Genomic DNA, 23940 nt, shown 5'->3' with positions numbered 1-23940 from the left:
ATTCCACTCGGTTGCAGTCCCATTTCTCCCAGTGATGAGGAAGTGCCCATGGCAGACACGCTCCTGCAGCAGTGGAAGACGCGGGCCGAGAACAATCGGCTGATCGCAGGGCTCATGGTGCTGTTTGCGGTCGTCAGCGTCGCCGTGACGATCGCCAAGAACACCGTCGATCTCCGAAACGGGTTCACTCCGAAAAATCCGGCCGTTGAAACCGTCGCCCCCGTGGATTCGGAGATTCTGGTCCAGCCCGTCCCGCGAGTGCGCAATCGTGCAGCCCCCGATGACCGCTTCAGCATGCCGGATGGAAAAATGCGCGACCGTACCCTTCCGCCCTCTCTGCCGCCCGCCTCGCGCTAAGGCGCCCGATGCCAGATCCGGCTGGACTGCAGTGGCTGAGGTGTCATTGAACTAGGCTCGCGAACCTTGATGTACGTGCCGAGATCCGTCGAAGGCACGACATGCGGGGTTCCCGCAGCCAGCCAGACCTCGAGTCTGTAGAATCCGGGCGAGAGCGACAAGACTGCGGAACCCATCTCCGAAAACTCGTCGTACGCGTACTCCTTCTGCGCTTGGAACACGGTTTCGCCGTTCAACGTCACGAGCGTCCGCGAGCCATCGAGCCGATTGGGGTCTTGCTGGCGCTTCAGTTCGAACGAGAAAACGTGTGCGCCAGATTCGGTGATCTCGAGCAGCGCGGACCACTTCATCAGCAACGGCCGTCCCCAGTAGCCGCGCAGATCCTGATCGGAGTTGATGTGATTGTACCGGAAGAAGTCCGAGGTGGCGATCATGCTGCCGACGGAGCGATCGATCGTCAGCGCCTTCAGGTCGCCCTCCCGGTTATTCAGCCATAGATCGAGAACCGCACCCTGTTCCAGGTCCGTGACCGTTCCGGGTTCAGCCGGGGCCAGTACCACCACGTTCGAGCTCGCACCCGCCACGGGAACCGCCGCAGGCTGGCTCGAAGTTGCTGGATTTTCAACGGGACCGCGCTGTGCCTGCTGGAGGCGGGACAGTTCTCGCTGGAGTGAATCGGCCCGTGCACGGTCATCTGGGTTTGGAGACGGGGAGCCGCAGGCCGCAATAACGATGATGGCGAGAATGGCGGAGGTGAGGGGATGTTGTTTCATTGGGCAGAAGGTAGGAAGCGCGTGATGTCTCTTAATCCGACAAATATCATCCTAGCTTCGGGTTGAACCCGGGGCAACGGCAGCGTCACCGCAGGCCGTGCTCTGATCCATTGATTGCCTCCGTGGAGGCAGCCCGCTCGCAAGCCCAGAGCACGCCGGAACGGTTACGCCGGGTTTTCTGCATCAATCTAGCTTGGTCCCCACCTGTCTCTTCACGGCCGAGCGCCCGTGATCCACTTGCGCGCCGGAGGCCGATTCGCTCCCCTGCGGAGGATTCTGAATTCCCGGATGGTGACCCCGCGGCAAGGGAAGCGGCGATTATCACCGCGACGGCTCCCGAGGCGATGAATGCCGGAACGCCCGGCGGAGTGGTAGACAGTCCGCAGCACAACACGGTTGAGAGTGTGATTCGATACGGATGCCGGTGGAGTCAGCGGACGAGTTCGGAGCGCTGCACGGCCAGGGGTGGTCTAGCCCCGTGCAGCGCGGCGCGGACTCGTATGCAGAGCGCCAGCGCGGCCAGAGCGCTCGCCGACATCAAGACTTCCGCGCTGCAAGCCGCCCATCCACGCCGCTCACAGCCAGTCCAACGCTGTAGCTTGACCAGTATGTCCCCGATGACGACGGCGATGGTGAGAATGCTCTTCCGTTTGCCACGTGTTGTACCTTTGCTCATGTCGCGTCGGAGCAGCTGGAGACTTCGCGATTGGCGGGTTGCTGGGTCGTCTGATTGATAATGCCGTCGCGAACCAGAACAATGGCGGAGGTGGGAGCCAGGCTCCCAGTATAAGGTCGAAGGCCGGGCGTCTCTGGACGAAATGCTGCGAATGATGTTCGAGTTGGGCCAGGGGCGAATGTCCTCTCGTCGGTGAGAACGGGAACGGATTCGCTCGCCGCCTCCTGAACGACAAGTACGGCGAAGGGAGCTGGAATACTGGTCCCGGGACTGAGTACAACCAGATTCGCAAGTTCGGTGATCGTGCGTTCACGGACCCACAATAATGGAGTGATGATGTCGCACGAGCATGAGAACTCCGAACCCTCTCTGGAAGCGGTCTACCTGGTCGCTGTCCGAATGCATGAAGAGGGAGGTGGAGTCCTGATCTACACGTTGCTCCTGATGGATGAGGATCGCCGGGGGGGCAAGGATCGCCCCCTTGCCGATCCGGATGGATACATCGTCTGGTTCAAGGACCCGGATGAGGCCGCACGCGCCATGCTTGTCGGGGACGAAGCTTTCGCCAGGCACTTTCCTGCTCCAAGCGAGGTTGCTCTGGTGTACGATCTGCAGCAGATCGCTTGGAACGTCACCGAAGGTGTTCGTGATGACGGTGCAGTGGTGTTGAATGGGGTGAATCTCATACTCGACCTGGTGGAGGCTACGGGGTTCCCGCTGCCGCCAGCATATCAGAAAACGCTCTTCGAACTCGCAGACAGTCTGACGTTCTCGTCTGACCTCGGTTTTCTGGACGATTTATGCCCCTCAGCCCGCGGAGATGTCATGGACGCGCTCTGTTGGTGCGTGGGAGCCGTGGCGATCAAGTCTCACTTCTTGGCTCCCGCGCGCGTGGGCGGCGTGCCGTAGCGCAGTCCACCAGCACGCCAGGTGGCTCTTCCGAGGCGGTGGATGACCCACCCCTCCAACGGGTCGCAGGGCCACGCCGGAGGTCTGCTGTACGAGGTGAGTGCTGGTATGATCAGGTGTCGCGGCAGCGGCCGGGCTGAGTCTCCGTACCCTCCTCATCGGATTCATTTCCATGCACCAGGTCCGGAAACCTTCGCCTTCAGGCGAATCGCGTTAGCGAGAATCAATGCTGGCGGCGAACGCAGAGCTGACCGCCTGCTACCGGCTGCAGTAGAACCAGGCGTTCTGGATGAAAACGTCGGCGCGGACGGCGTACACCGGGGAGCATGCGGTGCTGCCTTTCAGCAGGCTTCAGCCTGCCCAGCCACTTTCAAGGGCCGAACAACCCATTCGGAGGAAACTCGGCAGTTCCAGGCAAGACGCTTCAGGCCCAGACAATCAGCGACCGACGGGGTATGCGACGATCAGACAGGATGCTGAAATCACGAGTGGCGGTGACGTTGTTGCTGGTGCTGCAAGCCGGATGTGCCACGCTGGCGGCATCGAGCGCTCGCGTCCCTGACCCTGTGATCGCCTTGGCGGGTTGCTACACCTTCCAGTTCAGGCCCGGCGAATCGCCCGGTTTGCACGGTATGCCGCCGGCGCGCGCCATGCTGGAAGCTCGCCGTATACCTACTTCGCTCCGGAGGGGTCGATGGTACGCGGCCACGACTGATCTAGAGGTTCCGAACTCCCGGTTGAATCGTGGACACTGGGTAGTAGTAGAGAATGGGCGACAGCTTCAGATTGGATGGGGGGATTTCTTTCAGAGTGTCACCCTTGACTTTCTGCTCGCCGCGATTCCGGCTGCAGGCGAGAGCGTGAATGGAACGGCCCGCAGCTACTCAGATGATGGGATGATGAGCATTACTGTACCGGTCGTCATGAATCGGGTTCGGTGTGATGGCGAACCGGCCGACGCGCAGAAAGGCCTCGAGAGCGAACCTGGAGGCGACGGCCGGTAGCGGCACCACGACGGCAGGTGAGCGACTTTCACGCGGGCGGGATCGACAAGCCGCTGCTATCTATTCTGCCCATCGCTGCAGGGATCGGAAACTCAGGACCACGGCAGTGAAATGCTACGATCAATACAGATTCGAGACGCGATCAGGGGGGCAGCCCTCGGAATGGTTTTCGCCCTCTGCTTGCACATATGGCAATCGAATGCGACCGAGTGGTTCGGGACTGCGCCTGAAGGTGTTGTGGCCAACACCTATGCGCTTACGCAGGTACTTGGGTTTCCGTTGAACGTGGTACTATCGGCTTCGGTGAATGTCCGCGGGCTGGTAGAGTATTACCTGCTCTTGCTGGGAATCGTTGTGAACTGGGCGATGATCGGGTTGCTCAGGGGTGTTAACAAACGGCGAAGTGCGTAATCTCGGAGTTCGGGGCACGACTCGCGTCCGCGGGTCCGGATCAGGTATTCGGTACGGGGGACGACGTGGTGAGCGAACCCGTTCAGGTGTGGACCGGGTCTGGCGGATCACCATCAACGAAACCGTTTTCGATGGGATGCACGAGCGGGGATTCGCCGCGTCACCCGTCATCCAAGCCGCGCACGCTCTCCTCGGATCGGCGCTATACGCCGCGATGACGGCAGGTAATCCGTGAGACGAACCCGCGCTCGCGGCGACCCGAGAGCACACCACGACGCGGATCCTCTCCCCTTCCCTCCTGTTTTCTGATCACGAGCAATACATCTCCCGAGTGAATCCCCGGCGATCCAAGACTTGCGCGCAAGTTCTTTGTATCATAAAGTGCTTCACGAGCGAGTGCCTGTTTGGTTGCAACGGAGCTCGTGCGGGCGGAGAGCATCGCGGCCGCGCGGCGCAAGATCCACGTACAAAGGGAGATGGCGATGATGAACAGGTGGCTGAGGCGCATCCGGGGCGCGCTGGGGATGGGGCTGACGTGGGCGCTGGTCTGGGGACCGGTGGCCGTGCTCATCGGGATGGCGGTGGACCCGGACGGGTCCATGGACGAGATGTGGGTGGCGATCGGCGCCTATCCCGGCTTCCTGGGCGGCGTGGTTTTCTCGGCGGTGCTGGCGATCGCGGCGCGCCGTCGCGGGCTCGATGACCTGCCGCTGTCGCGCGTCGCGATCTGGGGCGCGGCGGCGGGGCTGCTGGTCGGCACGCTCCCGTTCCTGATCGGAGAGCCCACCAGTGACCGGCCGGTGTGGGTGCTGGCCGCCATCGTGATCAGCTCCATCACGCTGCTGAGCGCCGCCTCCGCCGCGGGTTCGCTGGCGCTGGCGCGGATGGCGGACAGGCGAGACCCGCTCGACGGCGAGGCACGCATCAACCGCAGCCGCCAACACCCGCTCATCCACCGAAGCGGGCAGGACAGCCCGGCCGCCGGCGCGGAGGCGGGACTGCCGGAGCGCGTACGGCGGGAGTTCGCGGATGGATCCGCGGGCCGAACGCGCGGCTTGGTCCCGGCGGTGGAGGCACGCCGATGAGCGCGCGCGTGGACGTGCTCGTCGTGGGCGCGGGGCTGGCGGGATTGGAGTGCGCCCGCCGCTTGGGCGAGTCCGGCGCGAGTGTGCTGCTGGCCGACCGCAAACCCGCCGTGGACCACGCGGTGCACACGACCGGCATCTTCGTGCGCCGCACGCTGGAAAGCTTTGCGCTCCCGGACGACTGCCTGGGACCGCCGGTGCGGCGTGTGGCGCTCTACTCGCCGCGCGGCCGGTCGATGACGCTGCAGAGCCCGCATGACGAGTACCGCGTGGGCCGCATGGGTCCGCTGTACCGCCGCGCGCTGGACGACTGCCTGCGCGCGGGCGTGGAGTGGGCGCCCTCCACCAGCCTGGCCGCGCTGGAGCCGGACGCCGGGGGCTCGGTCGCGACGCTGGAGCGCGGCGGGCGGCGGGAAAGGCTCCCCGTGCGCTTCGTCGTGGGCGCGGACGGCGCGGTGTCGCGCGTGGGCGCCGCGCTGGGGCTGGATGAGAACCGCGTGTGGATCGTGGGTGTGGAGGAGGTGTTCCGCGGCGTGAGCACCGGGCACGAACCGGCCTTTCACTGCTGGATCGATCCCGAGGTGGCGCCCGGCTACATCGCCTGGGTGGTGGATGACGGCGAGGAGGTGCACGTGGGCGTGGGCGGCTACGCATCGCGGTTCCGGCCCGCGGAGGCGCTGCGGCGCTTTCAGGCCCGCGTGGCGCCGCGCTTCGGGCTGGCGGGGGCGATTCCGTGCGAGCGGCGCGGCGGACGCATTCCGGTGGGCGGCGTGCTGCCGCGCATTGCCTGCGCGCGCGGGCTGCTGACGGGCGACGCGGCGGGCGCTGTCTCGCCGCTGACGGCGGGCGGGCTGGACCCGTGCCTTCGCCTGTCCTCCGTGGCCGCCGAGGTGACGGCCGACTTCCTGGCCACGGGCGATGAATCCGCGCTGGCCCGGTACGACGGCGCCACCCTGCGCGCCCGGTTCCACACGCGCCTCGTCATCCGGCGCATGCTGGCGGCGGTGCGCTCGCCCGCCGCGGCCGAACTGGCCTGCGCGGCGCTCCGTCTTCCGCCGTTCCGCGCCGTGGCGCAGCACGTGTTCTTTGGCCGCGGATCCTTTCCCGACGTCGCGCCCCGGCGTGACGCGGCGGTTCCGGCCATCGCCCTCCATCCATTGCGGCCTGCGTGATCCGCGGACTCGCAGGGTTGTGCACCGGCCGGTGCGCCGCGCATGTTCCGGCGCGGCGCACGGCGCGATGCAGATCAAGCAGCCGCGGGATCCGATCCGCGCGATCGATGGCCTGATCGCGGTTCATCATCCGCCGGAAGCGCCCCCGATTCACGTTCCCCATCCGCCAGTCCGCCCGGAAAGGACGATCCGATGAGTTCTGCCGCCGACGCACAGGGTCTCCTGGAGCGGCTCGCCAGCACGAAGCCCAACAACACGCAGATCAGGGCGATCGCCAAGGAGCACGGCAAGAACGCGGAGGTTGCGGCTCACCTGTGGAACAGCGGCGGATTCAGCGCCCGCATGCTGTCGTATCTGATGCTGGAGCTGAAGGCGGTCGACGCTCCGTACATCGGCCGGCTCCTCTCGGACATCGAAGCCGTCGCCGACGCCAGGGAGCAGTCGCAGCTGCTGGACTGGCTGATCGCGAACGTCATCATGAAAAAGGCGGCGCTCAAGGCCGAAACCGCCGAATGGATCTCCGGCCCGTCGGCGGTCCGGCAGCGGGTGTACTGGTCGGTGCAGGCGCGCTCCATCCAGGCGGAAAATCACGACCACAATGAGCGTTTGCTGCAGCATATCGAGCGGGAACTGCCCTCCGCCGGGCCGCTGCAATGGAACATGAACTGGTGCGCCGCGCAGATCGGCATCGCGGACGAGCGGCTGCGCGCCCGCTGCATCGCGCTGGGCGAACGGCTGGGCCTGTACCGGGACTACCCCGTTTCCAAGGGATGCACGTCGCCCTTTCTGCCCATCTGGATCGGCGCCGTGGTGGGCAAGCAGGCGCGCGCGGAGTGAGCCTCCGGCGGACGATCATCGTCGCCAGATTGCGCGTGATCGGCTGATGTGGGATGAGGGACGCGACAGCTTTCCGCGTTCCCGGATCGTTATCGGACAAAGGAGATCGATGTTGCAGCCCCCGCTTACGGACGTTGAAGTGCGGATTCTCGGCTCTCTGCTGGAGAAGGAAGTCACGACACCGGACAACTATCCGCTTTCGTTGAACGCTCTTGCGGCGGCGTGCAACCAGACCACCAACCGCGAGCCGGTCATGCGGCTGGCCGAGGACGCGGTGGTGGAGGGAGCCGTCGCGCTGCGCCGCCGGTATCTGCTGCGCCAGATTCAGCCGGCGGGCTCGCGCGTGACCAAGTACGAGCATCTGCTGGCCCAGGAGCTCAGGCTGGGAACGCGCGAACTGGCGGTGCTGGGCGTGCTCATGCTGCGCGGGCCGCAGACGCCGGGCGAGCTGTACGCGCGCACCGCGCGGCTGGAATCGTTCGCGGACCTGGCGGATCTGGAGGGCGTGCTGGAGTCGCTGATCGCGCGGGAGCCGGAGGCGCTGGTGGCGCGGCTTCCGCGGCGTGCGGGGCAGAAGGAAGTCCGCTACGCGCACCTGCTGAGCGGCGAGCCCGCACAGACCGAAGAGTCCGCGCCGTCCGATGAGCGCGAGGTCCGCGCTCACCGTTCCGATGCCGGCGATGATCGCGTCGCGGCGCTGGAGCGGACGGTGGATGCACTTCAGGCGGAACTCGCGGCGCTGCGGACGGAGTTCGAGGCGTTCCGCGCGCTGCTGCAATAAGACGGACGAACGTCATCCACCCCGATCGCGATTCCCCCGCTCAGGCGGATAAAGATGGGCGGCCCTCCGGATCTGGAGGGCCGCCCATTTTGGTCCAGGGGCGGAGTTTACGCTTCTGGTTCGGCGATCCGGATCGTCAGGCCGTGACACCCTGCTCGCCGCCGGGCCCGGCCGCGCCGAGAACGTGCGTCATGCCTCCGGGATCGCGATGCCGTAGTTCTCCAGCGTGATGTCCTCCGGCTCCGGCCCGCCGCGCACGCCGGTTTCCAGGGCGTCGATGGCGGCCATCTCCCCGGCGGAAAGCTGGAAATCAAAGACGTCGAAGTTCTCGGCGATGCGGGCCGGCTTCACCGATTTGGGGATCGCCGAGCGCCCCGCCTGCAGGTGCCAGCGCAGCATCACCTGCGCCGCCGACTTGCCGTGCGCGCGTCCGATCTCCAGCAGCGTGGGATCCTGAAACGCGTTCTTGTCCGCGGGCCGGTACGCGGTGATTCCGCCGATGGGCGACCACGCCTGCGTCAGAATGCCGTGCTCCGCGTGCACCCGCTGCAGCTCCGCCTGTTGAAAGTACGGGTGCAACTCGATCTGGTTCACCGCGGGCACCACGGCCGTCTCCGCAAGCAGACGCTGGAGTTGCTCCGGCATGAAGTTGCTTACGCCGATGGCGCGCACCCGGCCGTCTGCCAGCAGCGTTTCCAGCGCGCGGTACGCGTCCAGCGTGCGGTTGAACGCCGTGGTCAGCGGCTGATGCAGGATCAGCAGATCCAGCTGCTCCACGCCGAGCTTGCCGACGGCCTTGTCGAAGGCGTGCAGCGTGGCGTCAAAGCCGTAGTCGGTGATCCACACCTTGGTCTCGATGAACACCTCGGCGCGGTCGATTCCGCTGTTGCGGATGCCCTCGCCAACCTGCCGCTCATTCATGTACGCCGCCGCGGTGTCGATCAGCCGGTACCCGCGCGCGATCGCGGCCTCCACCGCGCTGGCCGTGTCCTCCGGGCTGCTCTGATAGACGCCGAGCCCCAGCGCGGGCATCTGCACGCCGTTGTTCAGCGTGATCAGGGGATTGTATGCGCTCATTGCCGGTTCCTTTTTCAATGTGGGCTGTTCTGACGGACCCAAGCTACCGCAAGATGACGGGCGGATAAACTTGACAGCGTTTACCAGGGCGATAACGTATCGTTTACAATGAACAGTCAACTGGACGGCATCGAGATGTTCGTCGCCGTGGTGGAGGCCGGGGGCTTTCGCGCGGCGGGCAAGCAGCTGGGCGTGAGCGGCGCCGCGGTGAGCCAGGCGCTGCGCCGGCTGGAGGAGCGGCTGGGCGTCGCCCTGGTGCAGCGCACCACGCGCAGCGTGCGGCTCACGCAGGCGGGCGAACGGCTGTACGCGGCCGTGCGCCCCGCGCTGCGCGAGGTGCAGGCCGCCATCGTGGCGGTGGGGGAGATGGCGGACCGTCCGCGGGGGATGCTGCGTCTGAACGTGTCGAGCGCGGCGGACGGCTTTCTGAGCGGGGCCACGCTGGGCGGCTTTCTGAAGCGCTTTCCGGAGGTGCGGCTGGACATCACCGTCAGCAACCAGCCCGCGGACATCGTGGCGCGGGGGTACGACGCGGGCGTGTGGCTGGGCGAGGTGATCGACCAGGACATGATCACCGTCCCGGTGTCGGAGCAGATCCGGCTGATCGTGGTCGGCACGCCGGGCTACTTCGCGCGGCACCCGGCGCCGGCGCACCCGCGCGACCTTGCCGCGCACGAGTGCCTCAACTGGCGGCCGGGCTCGGACCAGGCGCCGTACCGCTGGGAGTTCACCGAGAACGGGCACGACTTCTCGGTGGCGTTCGAGGCGCGCGTGGTGACCAACGAGCCGGTGCTGAACCTGCGCCTGGCGCTCGCCGGCGTGGGGCTGGCCCTGGCGCGCGAGGAAGTCGCGCGGCCGTACATTGAACGCGGCGAACTCGTCGCGGCGCTGGAGGAGTTCTCCACGCCGTTCCCCGGCTTCTATCTCTACTATCCCGCGCGCCGGCAAGCCTCCCCCGCCCTTCGCGCGCTCATCGACTACCTGCTCCAGCTGCGGCAATCGCGTTGAGGGATGGCGGCGGATGAACTGCGTGACGCGGCCCGTGATCGCGCGGCCCATCGACCAAAATCCGGCGGCCTCTTCCCCGCCCCGCTGTGTTCGGTCGATGATGTCTGTTGCGCAGCGTCCAAAGCCGTCCGCGGCTGCCGGGCCGCACGTCGCGCGCGAACACGGACTGCGCCCAATCGCTTGTGAACCCGCAGAATACGGTCTATCCGGCTGTACTCCCGCTTTCCCTCACCATTCCCATCTTCGGAGACGACATGAAGCGAGTCACTGGCATCGGCGGCATCTTCTTCAAGGCCAACGACGCTCCGGCATTGCAGGCATGGTACAAGCGGCACCTGGGCATCGACGTGCAGGCATGGGGCGGGACGGCGTTCACCTGGACCGACGGCGAGGGCCAGCCCTTTGCCGGAACGACCATCTGGTCCATTGCGCCGGCCGCGAGCAGCCAGTTCGAGCCCGGCACCGCGCCGTTCATGATCAACTACCGGGTGGATGACCTGCACGCGCTGGTCGCCGTTCTGCGCGAAGAGGGCTGCAATGTTCTCGACGAGATCGACGATTCCGAATACGGCAAGTTCGCCTGGGTCATCGATCCGGAAGGCAACAAGGTGGAACTCTGGCAGCCGCCCGCCGGCCAGTGACGAAGGCGATCGTCCCGGCTCGCCAGGCGAGTCTGAACTCGTCCAGGCGCCGCCACACGCCTGCTATGTCCGCCGCGCCGTGCGCCAGCCGATCGCCGCGACGAGTGCCGACGCGCACAGCGCGGCCGCGCTGACCGCGAACGTGCTTTCGTATCCGCTCCGATCGTAGATGAAGCCGCCCGCCGTGGCGCCCAGGGCGATCGCCATCTGTACGACGGCGACCATCAGCCCGCCGCCGGCCTCGGCGTCGTCGGGAAGGACCTTGCTCAGCCACGTCCACCACCCCACCGGCGCGGCCGTGCCGATCAATCCCCATCCCGCCAGCAGAACGCCCACGGCGACTGGAGATGCGCCGAACATCGTGAGCGCGACCGCGATGGCGCCCATCCCCAGCGGCATGGCGATCAGCAGGCTGTACAGCCGCGTCCGCAGCATCCGGCCGATGATCCACGTGCCCAGCAGCCCCGCGACGCCGCTGATCAGCAGAAGCAGCGACAGCGTGGATACGCCGACGCGCGTGACCGTCTCCAGAAACGGGCGCAGATACGTGAAGAGCGCGAACTGCCCGAGGAAGAAGAGGGTGACCGCCGCCATCCCCAGCGGCACCTGCCGCCGGCGAAACACGCGGAACACCGTCCCGCCGCCCGCACCGCGATCGGACGGCATGGGCGGCAGGCTCGCGAACAGCCAGCCCAGCGTGAGCGCCGCCAGCGGAACCACGGCGAAGAAGGCGCCGCGCCAGCCGATGTACTGCCCCAGAAAACTCCCCAGTGGCGCGGCGACCGTCGTGGCCAGCGCGTTGCCGCCGTTCAGCATGCCCAGCGCGCGCGGCACGTCATCCGCCGGAACGAGTCGCATGACCGTTGCGGCCGACATCGACCAGAACCCGCCGATCACCACGCCGAGCAGCGCGCGCCCCGCCATGAACACGGCGGCGTTGGGCGCTAGCGCCACCATCGCGCCGGACACCAGCATCAGCACGGCCAGCGACAGCAGCACGCGGCGCCGGTCAATGCCGCGCGTCGCCGACGAGATGCCCAGGCTGGTCATCACGGCAAAGATACCGGAGACGGCGATCGCCTGCCCCACGCCGCCCTCCGTCATCCCCAAGTCGAGGGCGATGGGCGTCAGCAGGCTGACGGGCATGAACTCGGACGCAATCAGCGTCGCCACGCACAGCGTGAGCGCGAACACGGCGCCCCAGCCGCGGGCCCGCCCGGCCCGCGGCATCCGCTCCGTAGACGCGCCGCTCCCGCCATCCATCCGCATCGCCGCGCTCTGTACTGACATCAGACTGCTCCCCTGGCTTGGAATCCACTCGTCACCCCGATGCCTGTTCCGCCGGGTGCTCCCGCGGGTCCGCCGGCGAGGCGAACCCGTCCGCCGTGTTGCGCCTACAGCTCCTGGCTGGTGGGACGGAACAGGATCTCGTTGATGTCCAGTTCCTCTGGCTGGCTGATCGCAAAGGCGACGATCCGCGCAAAGGAGTCGGCGGGAACCCCCACCTGTCCCACGTAGTCCTGGTTCGCCTTCTGGATGTCCGTCTCGCTGATGTGGTCCAGAAGCTCCGTCTTGACCGCGCCCGGCGAGATGATGGTCGTGCGGATGTTGTAGGCCTTTACTTCCTGCCGCAGCCCCTCGGACAGCGCCCGCACGCCGAACTTGGTCGCCGAGTAGACCGCGGAGCCGCCGAACAGCTTGTGGCCGGCGACCGACGACAGGTTGATGATGTGCCCCGACTTCTGCTCCATCATGGGAGGGAGCGCGGCGGCGATGCCGTACAGCACGCCCTTGAGATTGACGTCGATCATCTGGTCCCATTCGTCCACCTTCAGCCGGTCCATGGGCGAGAGCGGCATGACGCCGGCGTTGTTGATGAGGACGTCGATGCGCCCGTACGTCTCGACGGCCGCGTTCACCAGGTGCTGCACCTGGCCGCGGTCCGTGACGTCAGTCTCCACCGCGAGCGCCTTTCCTCCGGCGGCCGTAATCTCCTCCACCAGCGCCCGCAGGCGGCCGATGCGGCGCGCGCCCAGCACGACGGCGGCGCCATGCGCGGACAGATGCCGGGCAGCCGCCTCTCCCATCCCGCTGCTGGCGCCCGTGATCACGACGACCTTTCCTTCAATGCTGCTGCTCATCTTCATCCCTCGTGTGTGGAAGATTCGGCATCGGGATGCCGGGGCTCACCCTCGTCCGTCGCGATGCCGTTCAGTGGCCAGCCACGCCGGCGCCTCAGGAAGTCGTTGGAAAACACGACCCGAGGACCGCGCCGGCCAGGCGCCGGGAGCATCAGAACCGCACGCCCCTTTCGGAGAACGAAGGTACGCGAAAGATTGGGGCTGATAAATCGGACAGTGCTTCACACCCTGTTGCCGGTGGGTTCGCAATGATGGATGTGACGGACGGCGTGCCGGAGTTCGTCGCCGTGGTGGAAGCCCGGGGGTTCCGCGCCGCGGGACGGCAGCTGGGGGTGAGCGGGACGGCGCTGAGCAAGACGCTGCGGCAGCTGGAGCAGCGTCTGGGCGTGACGCTTCTGCTGCGCACTACGCGCAGCATCCGGCTCACGGAGGCGGGGGAAACGTTCTACGCCGCGGCGCGCCAGGCGCTGGACGGGCTGCGCGCCGCCGCGGAGGCGGTGGGGGAACTGGCGGATGAACCGCGGGGCGCGATCCGGCTGAACATCAGCAGCGGCGCGGAGGGGTTCATCCGCGGACCGGCGCTGGCGGGATTCCTGGAAGCGTATCCCCGGATCCAGCTCGACATCATCGTGGACGAGGACGTCAGCGACATCCTGGCGGCCGGCTACGACGCCGGCATCAGGCTGGGCGAGGTGATCGAGCAGGACATGATCGCCGTGCCCGCGTCCGGCCCGCAGCGGCTGGTGGTGGTGGGGTCGCCGGCGTACCTGGCGCGGCACGGCAGGCCGGAACACCCGCGCGACCTGGCCGCGCACGCCTGCATCAACTGGCGGCCGGGCCCGAATGCTCCGCCCTATCGCTGGGAGTTCACGGAGCCCGGCGGCGGCGACTTCTCTGTCGCGGTCCCGGCGCGGGCGGTCGCCAACGACTTCCCGCTGATGATGCGGCTGGTGACGGCGGGCCTGGGACTGACCATCGGGATGGGGGACGGCGTGCAGCCGTACCTGGAGCGCGGGGAAGTGACGGCGGTGCTGGAGAAGTACTGCCCGCCGTTTCCGGGCTACTACTTGTACTATCCACAGCGGCGGCAATCCTCTCCCGCCCTGCGCGCGTTCATCGACTACCTGCTCCGTATCCGGCAGGCGGGCTGAGGGGATCGATGAAGGGCGGCGGAGTTCACGGGCGGCCCCCACCCGGGCCGGCACCACCGGCCCACCCTCCCCCAAAAAAGACTGGGGGAGGGTTGGGGGCGGGCGGAGAATTCGGCGCGGAAAGCGGATTTCAGGCGTGAGCGGACCCCGTTGAGCGGAACCCGTTGAGCGGATGAATCCGCCGCTCGAACAGCGCAAGCCCCGACACCGGCCGCTGGCGCGTCCGGTTCGGGGCTTCAACCGCATTCAAACGCGGCGGGTACGCGTGCCGAACCCGCCCCCGCGCCGAACGGCTCCCCCTCTCCCGCGGAGCGGGTGGAGGGGGCTGGGGGGAGGGGGCCCTCTCCGGACGCACGGCACGATCCGGAACGAGACAAGTCGCCGTTCTCCCCTCTCCGCGCTTCTGCTTCGGCCGGGAGGGGAGCGGGGATGGGCCGGGGGAAGGGCCTTACAGCCTGGGCGGGCAGCGCACTCGGCCGTAGAGCATGAATCGATTCCCACTCCCCCGGCTCAGCCTGCCTTCACCCATCAGCCGATCGCTGCCCCACCGACGGCGGCGTCGCGCAGGCGGTCGGCGTCGCGGCGGGGCGGCTGGCCGAAGAGCCGGGCGTACTCGCGGCTGAACTGCGATGCGCTCGCGTACCCCACCTCGTACGCGACCGAGTCCGCGCTGGGCGCGCCGGACAACAGAAGGCGGCGAGCCTCCAGCAGCCGCAGCCGCTTCTGGTACTGGATGGGGCTCATGGCCGTGGCCGCCTTGAACTGATGGTGCAGCGTCGACGAACTCATGTGCACCCGGCCGGCGAGCGCCTCGATCTGCAGCGGTTCCGCGAAGTGATCCCTGATCCACGCAATCGCCCCCGACACCCGGCGCAGGCGGCCGTCACCCATGGCCATCTGCGCCAGCCGCCCGAACTGCTCGCTCTGCAGCAGCCGGTAGTTCACCTCCCGCAGAATCAGCGGAGCCAGCACGCCGATGTCCTCCGGCGCGTCCAGCAGCCGCACCAGGCGCAGAAGCCCGTCCAGCAGCGGCGTTTGCAGCGGGCTTACGTACAGCGCGCGGCCGTCGTGGTCGTCGCGCGGCGCCGGCCGCCCCGTCTCCACGATCAGCGCCGCGAGTTCGCGCGGGTCCACGCGCAGCGTGAGGCACAGGTACGGCTCGTCCGGGCTCGCCTCGAGCACGTTGCCCACCACCGGCAGATCCACCGAGACCGCCAGGTACCGCGAGCGATCGTAGACGTACCGCTCATCGCCCAGCATCACCTGCTTGCGGCCCTGCACCACCACGTACACCGCCGACTCCTGAAGCACGGGCGCCGGCTGGGTGGGGTGCGAAAACCGCCACAGTTTCAGGGCCGGGATGGCGGTCTGATGCCCCCCGTCCGCATCGGTCCGGCGCGCCAAGTGAGCCGCGAGTTCAGCCCGCAGCGCCTCGCCTCGGATCGCGTCCGCATCCGTTCCCGCCATCTCCGTTGATCCACCGGGATCGGAAATCATCGCCATGCCTTGTCGCTGAGTAGACGCTCATCCGGGCGATGGGGGACGATACACTCCTGTTGTCCATCCATCCAGCACCGTGCAGGAACAGGCAAACATCGCGGATGATCAGGCAGAAGCCGAACCGTCCCGGCGTGCTAGCTTTTCCGCCGAAGGGACTCCCCCGGCGCGGGCTGCCGGATGCTGCGGATTCGGCTCATCGCGCGGCGACGATGGCAGGATTGCGCAGAGTCCTGGCGGGCCACGCCGCCTGCCGGGTGCACTGAACGGACAAGGAGAATGGGATGACGGACAAGAAGATCTGGTTCATCACCGGCGCGGGGCGCGGGATGGGCACCGATTTCGTGCGGGCCGCGCTGGCCGCCGGACACGCGGTCGTGGCCACCGGCCGGAACCCCGATGCCGTAGCGCGGGCCGTCGGCGCGTCGGACGACCTGCTGGTCGTGAAGCTGGATGTCACCCGTCTCGCGGATGCCGAGGCGGCGGTGAGTGCGGCGGTGGAGCGGTTCGGGCGCATCGACGTGCTGGTGAACAACGCGGCGAACTTTCAGGCGGGCTACTTCGAGGAACTTACGCCGGAGCAGGTGGAGCGGCAGCTTGCGACCAGCCTCATCGGCCCCATGAACGTCACGCGCGCCGTTCTGCCGGTCATGCGCGGGCAGCGGTCGGGGCACATCGTCTCGATCTCGTCGACGGCGGGGCTGGCGGGCTTCGAGTTCTGCACCGCCTACTCCGCCTCCAAGTTCGGGATGGAGGGATGGATGCAGGCGCTGGAGGTGGAGGTCGCGCCGTTCGGCATCCACACGACCGTCGTCAATCCGGGTTTCTTCCGCACGGAACTCCTCACGCCGGAGTCCACGGTCTACGCGGAGGCCACGATCGCGGACTACGCGGAGCGCACCGCGGCGCAGCAGGCGTTCTGGAAGTCGCAGAATGGAAAGCAGGGCGGCGATCCGGTAAAGCTGGCCGCGGCGCTGATCGCGATCATGAGCGAGGCGCAGCCCCCGCGCCGCTTTCTCGCCGGCGCCGACGCGGTCGCCACCGCGGAGCAGGTGGTCCCCGATCTGCAGGCTCAGATCGATGCGTATCGCGAACTCTCGTCATCGCTTGCGTTTGATGACGGTTCAGCCGCAAGCGGGAGCTAAATCGTCATCCGCGAGAACCTGATCCATCGGGGAGCGGTGCATCGGCGCCGTACCCGGCCCGCGGATCGGAAAGTTATGAGGACGGAAAACGGCAGCCGTGGCGGAGATCGCCACGGCTGCCGCGGTGTTCATCAGCAGGCGAAATCCCACGAGATGGGCTGCGGGTTGCAGTGCTGCGGCCAGCACGAGTAGCACGAATCCCAGATCTGCGAGGGGCCGCATGCGGGGTCCGCGCTGGCGCCGTTCGCGTGAACGGTGCCCGTGGGGCCCTTTTCGTCCCGCACCGTGAACGACGAGACGCGGATCTGGTCGAGGTCGAGCTTCAGCTTCTTCATCGGGCGCTCCTTCGGTGAGTTGGGCAGACACGGTCCGCGAAGGGTGCTCATCCTGTACGCGTGTTCCCGATCCCGAACGCTCTTCGCGGCTGTCGGCTCGCTTTATCCGACGATCATTCACACCGCAACCCTTGCGCCATACCGCGTGACAGAAGACGGATGATGATGATTTTCGCCGAGCCCTGAAGCCCGGCGGATCGGCTTCAGCGGGGCTGGTCCTCGGTCATGCGCCGATGAACGCCAGTGCGATCTCCTCCCGCACCCAGGCGTCCTCTTCGACCTCTTCCCTGCCCCGAAGTGCCTGAAGCGCCGCCTCCGTGCCGATGCGGCCCAGCGCCCACGCCGCGTGCCCGCGGATGAGCGGCTCCTCGTCGTTGAGCGCGATCGCGAGCGCGGGGACGGCCTCCGGCGCACCCCAGTTGCCGAGCGCGACCGCGACGTTGCGCAGCAGGCCGCGCCGCTTGGTGCGCTTGATGGGCGAGTTCTTGAACCGGCGGCTGAAGTCCTCCTGCGTCATCCCCATCCACTCGATGAGCGACGGCCCGTCCAGCCCCTCGCGCGCCAGAAACGCCGGTTCCCGGGTAATCTGGACGAACTTGGAATTGTTGAACGGACAGACCTCATTGGAGATGTGTCGACTTCCCGGTTGCTCCACCCGGCTCTCGACGGGACGACAGACGGTGCGCGCGAAGCTCAAGAACTAAAGCACCCCAGTTTGTCAGATCGCCGCGAAGGCTCACCCGCGACCGCTATACCGAGTGTGCGGTCGGGGTGCCAGGGTCCCGCGAGAGAGCCTGCGGATCTGTGCTGTCATCTGCTGCAGTCAAGGCTGTTAAGCGCGAGGAAGTAGGCGGCCGCCGCCCAGCGGGGAGGCCTAGCCTCTCCCATCGTGCTGGTTCCCTACTTTTGCAAGCTCCTCTGCAGCATCTTTGCGAGTACCGTTGTCCGCCAGCTACCGCACCGGTGCCTAACTGACCTAGAACTCCCACCAACTTTCCCGCGAATGAAGGTCCCGTCTGCTAGTCTCTTTCTGAGCCGTGCTAGCAGATGCGGTACTACCTCGGTCCCTCCCTCCCTGAGGAAATCCTTCAGCTGCCCATCCGGTCGTTGTGAGTGGAAACCCGCTGCAACCTAACGGTCGCAATACGAAGTGCGCTGGACCAACCCGGCGCGGGCCACGTAAACGGACAAAGATGCGGGCCTTCGGATTCTTGCGTCAAACGTTTGCTTGCAATTCATGCTGGAGAAGGTAGCTTCGGTACCTATATCTGCTCGTTTGGCCGCGATCATTCATCCATCCTTTCTCATGTCCCGCTTAGACATCATTTCGGACTCACTCGTTCCGGGCACCGAGAGCGTATTTTTTCTGGGGTGCTTCGAGTCACGTGTGACGCTGTACGCGCAGCAGGTTCGCGCCTTGAACCTCGTTGATGCGATCTTGGCCCAGCAACTCGTGCGGCCCAATGGACGCGTGGCGATCGTGGGAGGCGGCGTCGCCGGGGTTACGGCGGCCGCAGCGTTCGCGCTCGCAGGGCCCCAGCTGCAGACTGTGGACCTGTTTGAGGTGAAGAAGGAACTCCTGCATCTGCAGCGGAGTGGGGCCGACCGGTACCTCCATCCCCACCTTTACGACTGGCCCGCGCCCCACGCGCGGCGCACCGAGGCTGGCCTTCCCCTGCTAAACTGGGAAGCAGGTAGCGCGGGCGATGTCGCGTCCGATCTGCTCAAGGAGTTTGCCACCATTAAGGGAATTCGCCCCATCCTTCACGAGAAGCTCGATCTGCGCGTGGCGGAGGTGAAGCCTGCGACAAGCGGGGCGGGGTGCTTCGTCTCCGTGGAAGGCGCGGCGAACGAGGGGGCGGAGTACGACGTGGTCGTCTTGAGCATCGGCTTCGGCTATGAACGAAACGACCAGAACACTCCGTCCTACTGGATGCCGTTCCCTATCGCACCAGGCTCCATCAAAGCGCCGGGGACGTCGCATCACGTCCTGGTGTCCGGGAACGGTGACGGAGGCCTCGTCGATTTCCAGAAGGTCACGTTCAACCAGTCTCATCGCGAGATCATCGAGTTCCTGACCGGCTACAAGGGGCTGAAGAAGGCGCAGGAGAAGCTGCTGGAGATCGAAGACGCTGCATGGAACGACGCGGATGTCGACCTCCACGAAGCGTACCGGGAATTGGTTCTCCCCGTTTTGCCACGATACCTGCTGACGGACGTGCGGGAGAAGCTCCGCAGAGATGTGCACGTCTGGCTCCATACCCGGGAGAAGCGCCTGTTCCGCCGCGACACCGCCGTGCTGAACCGGTTCGGGACGTTCCTGGTAATCGAGGCGGACCGGGACAGCGGTAGGTCATCTCGGATGATCCGGGTGTGCCGCGGCGTAGAGTTGCCGCATCCCGACGCTTTGGGCGCGCTCCACTTCCCCGGCGAGGACCCATTCGTCCCCAAATACCAGTTCCTCCGCTTCGGAGCAGACCGGGAGGCGATCCTGGATCCGTTCCTGCCGCTCGCGCAAGCGCTACCCAGCCGCTCAGCGCTCAGAACGGTTGGCCTTCCCGCCCCAACACCAGCCCTCACCTCGACCGCGCGAAAGCGCTTCCAAAGGCTCACGGCCGCCGTCCAGCCGGTGGAGACGGCCCCCTCGCTTCCGAACCCTCCCCCGCGCACCAGTAAAACGAAGCACCACCCGGCGGACATGTTCGCACGCGACCCCCAAGAGTTCGAACTGCCCCACGGCAGAAGCGCAATGCAGCGGGTGGAGCGCACCGTCCGCCGCCAAGAAGTTCAGCGGCTGCTATACACGATGCGCCAAGCGGCCGCGAACCCGGACGGATTGTGCGGCTTAGTGATGGTGGTGGGGCCGTGCGGCAGCGGGAAGAGCATCCTGATGGCGCAGGCGTTCAAGGAACGCAAACGTGCTCTCTACTTCTCCATGGACGATCCCCCGCAGCCGGCCGGGGAGCCCGCCTCCCGGGAAAGACGACCGCATGGCGCGCCCCCCAATCACGACGAGTTGATGGAGGGCAGCAGTGACGCTGTCTCCTCCGCCCGTGGCGGTGTGGCGCGCCCGCACGTGCCCACCCGTGGGGGTGAAGCACTCCGCACCGCCACCATCGCGGTACCCGTGCGTATGCACTGGCTGGCCGGGGCGTGCAGGCTTGCCGGAAAGCCCCAGCCCCGCGCCGCGCTCCCAGCCGGGGAGGCTTCGCGCCAGATCACGGAGTTGCTGCGATCCATCGCCGATCCCGCTGACCCGGTCTACATTTTCATCGATGCGGTCAACCAGGTGGAGGCTCCCGACTCGTACGACGTGCTGCTTAGCGGTCTGCGGCCGGAGCAGCTGCCCGCCGGGATCGTCATCGTGATCTCCACTCAGGAGAGCGAGGAGGTGATGCAGCACCTGCGAGAAATGGACGGGGGACCCCACGACTGGAAGCCGCTCTATATCGAACAGCTGAAGGCTTATCACGAGACCGTTGCCCTCATGCTCAACGATTGGCCGGAGCACCTGCCTCCGGTTCGTCTGCCGGACGCGCTCACGGCCGAGCTCCACGAGAAGGTGGACGGGCTTCCCATCAACGCGTGGGGGTGGGGCGTCCGCCTGCAGCAACTGGTGGAGAGCGACGGCGACTCCGCCGTGGAAGCGTTCTGGACCGAGTTGAAGGAGGCGAAGGTCGGCTTCTTTCCAGATGCGTACCTGGACCGCCTCCTCACGCAGCTGGACCGGGGGTTCAGGCCGGCGGGGCTGCCTAGGGCCGTGGGTTGGTACCTAGCCCTGATGCGGCAGCCCGTGACGCGCGACGAAATCTACGATGCGCATCCGGCCTTGAAGTTCATCACCCTTGACCCGAGGGACGTTTCGCGCGACCAGATCGATGCCGCGCTGGACCGCCTGAGCGGCTTTCTCATCAGCGAGCGCGTGGGGTCCGCGCGCCGCTGGCGCCTGCGCAACGAATCCCTCCACGACACTTGGCTCAACAAGTTCGGCCGGCCGGAACTGACGGAGGTGCTGATGAATGCCCTGCTCCCGTTCGGCGTCATACCGCCAGTGGATCGCTGGAGCCCCGAGGAATGCCAAGAGTGGGTCGGGTTCGTCACGGAGCGCAGCACACGCTACGAGCGGTTGTCGGCTGCCCAGAGCGCAGCGGTCCTCCAGGGGCTGCTGGACCGCATCGCGTCGGGGTCGCTCCCCCGGGTGGCGCACCGTGCACCCGCCATCCGACAGAAGCAGGGAGTGCTGGAGTACAAGGCCGGAAAGATGGACCTGAGCGGCCAGATCGCGCAGGATGCCGTGGAGGAACTAAGGGCGCGAACCGCCGAGGAGAACTCGCGCGAGATCCAGGCGGACCTGCTATTCGATCTAGGCAATGCCGTGAGCCACGCCGCCTGGTTCTCGTGGTTCAAGGAGCAGAAGAACTACACGGAGCTGTACGAAGAGTCCGTGCGCTGGCACCATGCCGCGGCGCAGCTGTGCCCCGAGCGCTGGTCTCCGCTCCGCGCCGCCAGGCTGATGCGGACTCAGAACGACGTCACACTTGGGCTGACGGACTCGGAGCGGGCACTGAACGTCCTGAGCGAAGCCATCGCGCTGGGCTCTACACTCCCTCAGGAGCTCTCGGAGGTCCGGGCGGCGCTCGCGGGGTGCTACAGCAGTAGGGGGTACCGGTACGCGCGCTTGGAACGGAACGACGAAGCTATCGCCGACTACGACGCCGCTGTGGCAATCTTCGATGCCGATATGCCCACCCTGCCCGACAACCGCGAGTCCTTTGCCAACGTGCTCTTCAACCGTGCGCTGGAGCAGTTCGGCTTGGGGCGGATCGACGAAGCTCTGGAGGGCCACGATCGAGCGATCGCGCTGTACCAGGAACTGGACCAGACGGCGCAGGTGCGGGAGTCGCTTGCGAATGCATACGCCGCCCGCGCGGACTGCAACCAGCGGCTGGAGCGCACGGAGGCGGTCGTTGCGGACCGTCTCGAGGCAGCTGCGCTGATGGAGACGGTGGATCACACGCCGGAACGGCAGTTCGTCCTGGGACTCGCCCTGCGTGGGGCCGCACGGGGGATGCGCGAGTTGGGAAGGCTGGACGAGGCGGGGGACGCTTATGCCCGGGCAATCAACGTTCTCGCCCCCCTGTCCAAGAGCTGGCACCAAGCCCTTGGCGCGCTGCAGGACAGCTATATCGAAAGCGCCTCAATCCGGCGAATGCAAGGGCGGAACGAGGAGGCGCTCGCCGCATACCGGCAGATGCCGGAGGTAGCGCTGCTGAAGAACAACTCGTTCGGCGTTCTCTTCGAGAGCATGGGCGGGCCCGGCTCAGATTCCGAGCCGTTGGCGAAGATTAGTGAGCTGGCCACCTTTTTGAATTTCGCTCCGCTCCCGGAAGAGCACATGGCATGGGCGCGCGAGCGGCTGGGGCTAGCCGGTGACGATTTCGCGGACCTTCGCCACCGCGTTACGTTCCGGATTGCTCCGCTATCGTTCTACGCCGACGGTTACCTGCTCGTGGCGGAGGACACCTCGCGGGCCGGCCGAGCCGAGCTGTTCGCCCTCTGCCGGCTTGGTAAAGAGGTGAGCGGCCTCGACTGGACGAACGGACCTATCTACGACGCCAACACTCGCTGGGAGATCCACCTGGACGATGATAGGGTCCGGGACTACTGTCGCTTTTTCTTTCACTTCGTCTATGGGCGGTACGGTCCCTTCACAATATTCGAACGTATCGACGAGCTGCCCTGGAATGACAAGGCGACGTCGGCCGATTTCGAGCGGGTGCGGCTGTTGAGTGCTCCTATATCCCTGCTTCCATCCACCGAGCCGGGCGTATACCGGTTGGACTCGCGGATGCTGTTCAAGGACGCTGTTTTTTCCGCGACCATTTCAGTCGTGAGCGATGCCAAGGATCCTTCGCAACGGGGACTGATCTCCCTCAGTGAGGAGGCGATGATCGGTGATGAGTTGCCGGTGCACGAAGCACCCTTGCCCTACCTGCGGGATATACCCGTTCCGCCCGAGGCGAACCCGGAGGCCTCTGCAAAGGTTCCGCGGCAGAGTCCGCTGGTCGTGTACAGGAACACCTCGGAGGAGGAACTGCTCCGGAAAGCTCAGTACGGTGTGCTTCTTCATGGTCTGGGCAAGGAGGATCCCGTCCAAGAGCGGCTGCCCCGTGTCAGCGACGAAGCTCGGTTCCTTACGTTTGAGCCGCTCCCCGAACATCACCTTGGGTGGGCGTACGAGATTCTCGGTCTGACCGGGGTAGAGTTCACGCGAGTTCGCGAACGCTTACAATTCCGCGTAGCTCCCTTGGCCTTCTACCGCGCCGGCTACCTCCTTGCGACCGAGGACAGGTCGAGACGTGGGCCCGGGGAGATGTTCGCTCTTTGCCGGCTGGGAGAAGAGCTCGTCGGCCTCGACTGGACGGATAAGCCAATCTATGGCGCAGCAAACGCAAGCCTGGAACTCCGCCTAGACACCGACGATCAGGTGGTTCAGTATTGCCGTTTCTTCATGCACTTTGTTCATGACAAGCGCGGTGTGTCCCGGATCTTCGAGAACGTGACGGAATTGCCGTGGACGGCGGCAGCGACAGATAGGGACGTCGCCCGCGTACAGGCGATTTGCACTCCCGTTACGGTCCGCGCGACCACGCCGGAAATCGTGCAACTCAAGGCGAGATTGTTGCGCAACCGCTCCATATTCTCTGCGACCATCCAAGTCCACTTGGAGCAGGAGTCAGGATCTCGGGGACGTGTCACGCTATGCGATGAGGTAGAACTACTGAAAGAATTGCCGGTTCACCTCCCTGTTTCACCTTACATAAGGGATCATCGAAGCAGAGTCGCATCCATCAGTTAATAGAGCTACCCGCCCGACGTTCACCGGGTAACGTGGAGCGATTTTATTAGGGTTGAGAATCGTAGCTACTCGCAGTAGACA

18 protein-coding genes are annotated in these 23940 nt (G+C 66.2%); 11 read left to right on the top strand and 7 right to left on the bottom strand.

Annotated elements, in window-relative coordinates:
• Positions 1-48 precede the first annotated feature (48 nt).
• The gene (locus tag HNQ61_RS19295) at positions 49-357 is read left to right on the top strand and encodes a hypothetical protein (protein WP_170036454.1); all 309 of its coding nucleotides are present in this window, start codon (positions 49-51) and stop codon (positions 355-357) included.
• Here HNQ61_RS19295 and HNQ61_RS19290 read toward each other — a convergent pair.
• Positions 354-1130 (bottom strand): hypothetical protein, encoded by a 777-nt coding sequence (locus HNQ61_RS19290; protein ID WP_170036452.1) that lies wholly within the window; start codon positions 1128-1130, stop codon positions 354-356. The two genes, HNQ61_RS19295 and HNQ61_RS19290, sit on opposite strands and share 4 nt — an antisense overlap.
• A gap of 1012 nt (positions 1131-2142) precedes the next feature.
• On the opposite strand from HNQ61_RS19290, the gene HNQ61_RS19285 reads away from it, so the two are divergent.
• The 5 genes from HNQ61_RS19285 (at position 2143) to HNQ61_RS19265 (ending at position 8005) form a co-directional block, all read left to right on the top strand.
• Positions 2143-2715: a hypothetical protein gene (locus tag HNQ61_RS19285; RefSeq protein ID WP_183685748.1), complete on the top strand. Its 573-nt coding sequence runs from the start codon at positions 2143-2145 to the stop codon at positions 2713-2715.
• 1900 nt (positions 2716-4615) lie between these two features.
• On the top strand, positions 4616-5215 hold the full coding sequence (locus tag HNQ61_RS19280; protein ID WP_184430766.1) for a hypothetical protein: 600 nt from the start codon (positions 4616-4618) through the stop codon (positions 5213-5215).
• Positions 5212-6387, top strand: coding sequence for an NAD(P)/FAD-dependent oxidoreductase (locus HNQ61_RS19275; RefSeq protein WP_170036446.1), 1176 nt, complete (start codon positions 5212-5214; stop codon positions 6385-6387). The genes HNQ61_RS19280 and HNQ61_RS19275 overlap by 4 nt, the downstream gene beginning before the upstream one ends.
• A 192-nt stretch (positions 6388-6579) precedes the next feature.
• The gene (locus HNQ61_RS19270) at positions 6580-7224 is read left to right on the top strand and encodes a DNA alkylation repair protein (RefSeq protein WP_170036444.1); all 645 of its coding nucleotides are present in this window, start codon (positions 6580-6582) and stop codon (positions 7222-7224) included.
• Positions 7225-7336: 112 nt separating this feature from the next.
• The gene (locus HNQ61_RS19265) at positions 7337-8005 is read left to right on the top strand and encodes a YceH family protein (RefSeq protein WP_420816134.1); all 669 of its coding nucleotides are present in this window, start codon (positions 7337-7339) and stop codon (positions 8003-8005) included.
• A gap of 189 nt (positions 8006-8194) precedes the next feature.
• Here the strand turns inward: HNQ61_RS19265 and HNQ61_RS19260 are convergent, their stop codons facing one another.
• Positions 8195-9082 carry an aldo/keto reductase gene (locus HNQ61_RS19260; protein ID WP_170036440.1) on the bottom strand — a complete coding sequence of 296 codons (888 nt, stop codon included), beginning with the start codon at positions 9080-9082 and terminating at the stop codon, positions 8195-8197.
• A gap of 108 nt (positions 9083-9190) precedes the next feature.
• On the opposite strand from HNQ61_RS19260, the gene HNQ61_RS19255 reads away from it, so the two are divergent.
• Together HNQ61_RS19255 and HNQ61_RS19250 are read left to right on the top strand one after the other, a co-directional pair.
• The gene (locus tag HNQ61_RS19255) at positions 9191-10090 is read left to right on the top strand and encodes a LysR family transcriptional regulator (RefSeq protein WP_170036438.1); all 900 of its coding nucleotides are present in this window, start codon (positions 9191-9193) and stop codon (positions 10088-10090) included.
• Between the two features lie 254 nt (positions 10091-10344).
• On the top strand, positions 10345-10731 hold the full coding sequence (locus tag HNQ61_RS19250; protein WP_170036436.1) for a VOC family protein: 387 nt from the start codon (positions 10345-10347) through the stop codon (positions 10729-10731).
• A 63-nt stretch (positions 10732-10794) separates the two neighbouring features.
• On the opposite strand, the gene HNQ61_RS19245 is transcribed toward HNQ61_RS19250, so the two are convergent.
• Together HNQ61_RS19245 and HNQ61_RS19240 are read right to left on the bottom strand one after the other, a co-directional pair.
• Complete coding sequence (locus HNQ61_RS19245; RefSeq protein ID WP_170040299.1) at positions 10795-11994, bottom strand: MFS transporter; 1200 nt, start codon at positions 11992-11994, stop codon at positions 10795-10797.
• A 131-nt stretch (positions 11995-12125) separates the two neighbouring features.
• Positions 12126-12872: an SDR family oxidoreductase gene (locus HNQ61_RS19240; protein WP_170036435.1), complete on the bottom strand. Its 747-nt coding sequence runs from the start codon at positions 12870-12872 to the stop codon at positions 12126-12128.
• Between the two features lie 248 nt (positions 12873-13120).
• Here HNQ61_RS19240 and HNQ61_RS19235 point away from each other — a divergent pair, with 248 nt between their 5' ends.
• Positions 13121-14023 carry a LysR family transcriptional regulator gene (locus tag HNQ61_RS19235; RefSeq protein WP_170036433.1) on the top strand — a complete coding sequence of 301 codons (903 nt, stop codon included), beginning with the start codon at positions 13121-13123 and terminating at the stop codon, positions 14021-14023.
• A gap of 528 nt (positions 14024-14551) precedes the next feature.
• Here HNQ61_RS19235 and HNQ61_RS19230 read toward each other — a convergent pair.
• Positions 14552-15490 carry an AraC family transcriptional regulator gene (locus tag HNQ61_RS19230; protein WP_170040297.1) on the bottom strand — a complete coding sequence of 313 codons (939 nt, stop codon included), beginning with the start codon at positions 15488-15490 and terminating at the stop codon, positions 14552-14554.
• A gap of 314 nt (positions 15491-15804) precedes the next feature.
• On the opposite strand from HNQ61_RS19230, the gene HNQ61_RS19225 reads away from it, so the two are divergent.
• The gene (locus HNQ61_RS19225; RefSeq protein ID WP_170036431.1) at positions 15805-16665 is read left to right on the top strand and encodes an SDR family NAD(P)-dependent oxidoreductase; all 861 of its coding nucleotides are present in this window, start codon (positions 15805-15807) and stop codon (positions 16663-16665) included.
• Between the two features lie 131 nt (positions 16666-16796).
• Here HNQ61_RS19225 and HNQ61_RS19220 read toward each other — a convergent pair whose 3' ends face one another.
• Both HNQ61_RS19220 and HNQ61_RS19215 read right to left on the bottom strand, forming a co-directional pair.
• Entirely contained in the window at positions 16797-17000 is a 204-nt protein-coding gene (locus tag HNQ61_RS19220; RefSeq protein WP_170036429.1) for a hypothetical protein, read from the bottom strand.
• Between the two features lie 223 nt (positions 17001-17223).
• On the bottom strand, positions 17224-17655 hold the full coding sequence (locus tag HNQ61_RS19215; RefSeq protein WP_205761813.1) for a HEAT repeat domain-containing protein: 432 nt from the start codon (positions 17653-17655) through the stop codon (positions 17224-17226).
• Between the two features lie 621 nt (positions 17656-18276).
• Here HNQ61_RS19215 and HNQ61_RS19210 point away from each other — a divergent pair.
• Positions 18277-23859, top strand: coding sequence for a tetratricopeptide repeat protein (locus HNQ61_RS19210; RefSeq protein WP_170036424.1), 5583 nt, complete (start codon positions 18277-18279; stop codon positions 23857-23859).
• Positions 23860-23940 lie beyond the last annotated feature (81 nt).

The sequence above is a fragment of the Longimicrobium terrae genome, assembly GCF_014202995.1.
GTDB lineage: Bacteria > Gemmatimonadota > Gemmatimonadetes > Longimicrobiales > Longimicrobiaceae > Longimicrobium > Longimicrobium terrae.
The sequence above is the reverse complement of the archived record's forward strand: the minus strand, read 5'-3'. Positions and strand labels throughout refer to the sequence as shown.